Source organism: Pedobacter sp. 01N416 (assembly GCF_056399685.1).
In genome coordinates this window covers 1-3,628 of the sequence record NZ_JBFTRT010000516.1, presented here as the reverse complement: position 1 = coordinate 3,628, position 3,628 = coordinate 1, and the positions used below count along the sequence as shown (strand labels likewise).

The 3,628-nt window shown below is 38.2% G+C and carries 3 protein-coding genes; all 3 read right to left on the bottom strand.

Annotated features, from left to right (window positions below; translation table 11 throughout):
• On the bottom strand, positions 1–924 hold a 924-nt coding region (locus tag AC1DND_RS22670; RefSeq protein WP_477584864.1), incomplete at its 3' end, for a hypothetical protein.
• A gap of 43 nt (positions 925–967) precedes the next feature.
• Positions 968–2,014, bottom strand: coding sequence for a ComEC/Rec2 family competence protein (locus tag AC1DND_RS22665; RefSeq protein ID WP_477584863.1), 1,047 nt, complete (start codon positions 2,012–2,014; stop codon positions 968–970).
• Positions 2,015–2,047: 33 nt separating this feature from the next.
• Positions 2,048–3,628, bottom strand: a 1,581-nt coding sequence (locus AC1DND_RS22660) for a DEAD/DEAH box helicase (protein WP_477584862.1), incomplete at its 5' end; no start/stop codon positions are given.

Sequence of the window (3,628 nt, the reverse complement as noted above, 5' to 3'; positions counted from 1 at the left end):
GAATAGGTCAGTAAGCTTATAATAAGCAGAGGTTCTAGATGTTAATGAGAACTTTGAATTGCCGGAAAGTAGTGATAAATGAAGCCAAAACGAGTCTGGATATAATTTCCAATTAGTATTGGCGAAATTTAGGGCCTGATTTCTACCGTTGTTCTCCGCAGGAAAGGAAAGAAGGAAAACAATTATTTTTTTTAAGGAATGATATCGGTCGATAATTGCGAAATCGGAATCAAATGCAGCAATAAACGCTAGATTTTTCAAATCCGTATCATAGTTCATCGGATCTAACTTAAAAATGATGTAATCCAAATATTGGCGTGAATCCTCATCATATAATGTTTTATGCTGTTCAATTGTTGCATTATAAAAATAGGAAGAAGTTTTACTACCTGTCCTCAGTTTACTAAATTCAGCTATCAAAAGTGGCTTGTGATTCGTCTTGAGTTTAGCCAAGTCATTAAGTATTAATTGATTTTGATCGCCATTGCCCTTGATTTCATTAATGTAAAATTCCGATTCAAGTGTAAAAAAAGATGTGCCAAGATGCTCATCCATCAGGTCTAATATCTCCAGCGCGTTCTCATACGTGTCTTTTAAGATTGCACTTTCAAGGTTGTCCATATATTCAAAGAAATCACCAAGTTCTTGTTTATATAGAGTGATGTTATCAAAATACCATTGTAGTTCGATTTCGAGATTACTTTCATCGCTATGAAAGCATTCAAGTTTACAAAGGTCCTCATAGGCGTCAGGAAGTGGATTACAGTATGCAATGTTTTTATATTTGGGAGAAAGTTTCTCCAAAATATAATCCCTTTGTTCTTGGTTAAAATCATATTTTAATACTGCATGAATAGTATCATTTGAGAAAAAATTCTTCTTTACCTTTGCAATAAAAAGTCTGCGTAAATCCTTAGTTTTCATTAATTGAGCGTTTTTTTGATCMAACTTATAACCATCACCTAAATTATATTTTTATCTTAATAAACTTGTTATTATTGTAGAAAACCTTGAAGTTAAATTTCTCAAATACACCTTTTCCGTCCACATCGAAAATACTTTTTAAGGTAGCATTATCATAGGTAAAATAAAACTGATATTCTTCTTTATAATCTCTTCCGTTGTTTATTAAGATAGATGCAAAGCAATGTTTATCAGGAAGTTTATGGATATTATCCCCATTTACACTAAAGATATACTTCGTACATTTAACAAGTTCATAAAGTTCGGCTGAATTATTTCCTTTACTACCATGATGTGTCACCTTAACCAAGTCACAATGAATAGGGCGCTGTTTGCTGTACCCCATGTTTTTTATTGTCTGTATGACTACCTTTGAGTGGGCATCTGCCAGCCAGAGAATACGTTTGCCGTCCAATTCTGTCAAAACAGCAATACTACTTCCATTATCAATGTTCTCATCCGGATCAAATTTGCCCGGATCAAAATCTATCAGTTTTAGATCGTAATCTGTCTTTTTTAATGCTTTATAGTCGATGGGAAAGGGCTCTTCGTGTTCTAAAGTTAGTTGTGAAACTTTTTGATATTTTGCTCTTAATTTATTTAGCCCATTAATATCTGGAGATAATACTGTTATTTTTAAACCGTACAAATCTATGGACTTTAATTCACTTGTAATGGGCGATAACATGAGCTTGTTGTTTTCTTTCAAATAATTAAACAACCGGTCCCCTTGATGAATGCTTTTAACATTTTTAGCTGCGCCTGCTATCAGACGTGGAGGATTATACCACCATGTTTTGACCTTTTGGTTTATAAGTTTGGCTTTGACCGCGTTTAGAAAAGCTAAAATACCTCCAATATGATCATCATGAATATGAGATATGATCCACAAATCAATTTTTCCAACATCTTCAATCATTTGTTTTAGTATATGACGGTAGGTATCGCCAAAACCGGAATCAATAAAAACATTATGAATCTTTCCGTCATTTCCTTGGAATTCGACCCTTGCAGCATCCCCGCATTTTGCCTGAAAGAAATATATATCCATCGTCAGTTGTTGCTAGCAGAAATTAAAATATTACTAAAGGTTAGCCGATAGGTAATCGAAATAACTATAGCTCTGCCATAAGGTTCTGTTACCGATGACGTAGAAGTGTTTTTTTGCTCTAGTGAGTGCCACGTTGAGCATGTTGGGCTTAGCTGACGCCCACCTTCTCGCGCCTTCGCTTTTAGGATCGCTACCAAGCACGAGGAATACCGTGTCGGTTTCCTTGCCCTGGAAGGTATGTATGGTTCCGCACTTTACCTTAGGGAAATTTTTGTTGAGTTCCATTCGGCATTTGTCGGCTACAGACTTAAATGGCGAGATGACAAAGATATTATCTGCATCTTGGATTATGGCCAGTTTTTCTTTTAGCAGTTCGATTTCTTCCCTGATAACCTGCTTGTTTTCTACGATTTTTCCTGCAATATGGAACCAGGTGGATGGGCCGATTGCTGTGCTGCTTTCACCCTCTTGGGTTGCTTTGACCATTTGGTCTGAGTAGGCGATGTGATTGGCGATCGAGAACATCGGGTCGGTACATCTGCGGTGGGTACGAAGTGGGAATCCTGTCCAGATTTTCTGGCCGTCGCTCTGTTTTATCTCTGTGCCCTGAGGGCTGATGCGATCGGCGAGCTGTTGGGCAGAAGATAGGCGTGGAGACCAGATAGGTTTATTTTTATAGGGGCGGTTGAGTATTTCAATGAGCTTTGCCGGACTGGTTACTACAGGTTCGATCTGTAGCGGATCTCCAATGATGATCGATCTTTTTGATCTGTTTATGATTCCTGCTGCCGATTGTACCGTAGCCTGTCCGGCCTCGTCCAAAAGGAGCCAGCCTATGCCGTCCTCTTCGAGGTTTTTAAACAGGCGGCCGACTGAGGCAAGCGACGTGGATACAACAGGAACCAGAAAGAAAAACGTTTTCCATACACTGGAGGCGATTGTTTTGGAAACGGCGGCTTTGCCATCGAGCATTTCAAGGAGTATGTTGATGTTGTTGCGGAACTGTTTAGCATTGCTAAGTACAGCGTATTCATGGATCTTGAGGCTTGTTAAGAATATATTGGACCTTAAGGTATTGAGTTTCTCTGATGACCATGGATTACTTTTATGAAAAGCGGATCTGTCTTCAGTATAGGCTTTATACAGGTTTTCATCAGGTAGGTTGCTGGATGGTATTCTGTAGTCTTGTACAAGTGCTTCTTTTTTTGTTGCATATGCTTTAATCCTATTTTCAATTAAAGCCAGTTCCTTCTTGATCTCTTTTTGCCCGGTCTGATTTTTATCCAGCAGGGTTTTCAACTGCTGCTCTTCTTTCCCGGTTTCTGAGATGGCACTGCTGATTTTATTCAGGTCATCCAGATACTGTTGTAAAGGCAGGTTCCACTGTTTAAAGGACTTGGTATTGAAAAGCTTTTGGAAGAAGAAAAAGGAAGGCTTGCCCAGCTGGTGAAGGACGATAAGTTCTTTGGTCTCTTTAAGCTCAATCTTTAACCTGTCCAAGACTTCTTTTAGATCACTGATCTGGTTTTCTAAGGTTATGGCTTTTTCCTTAAGCTCATCAAGATCATGATGTAGTTTTGTTTTTTCCTTTAAGTCAGCTAACTGTTTTGGTAG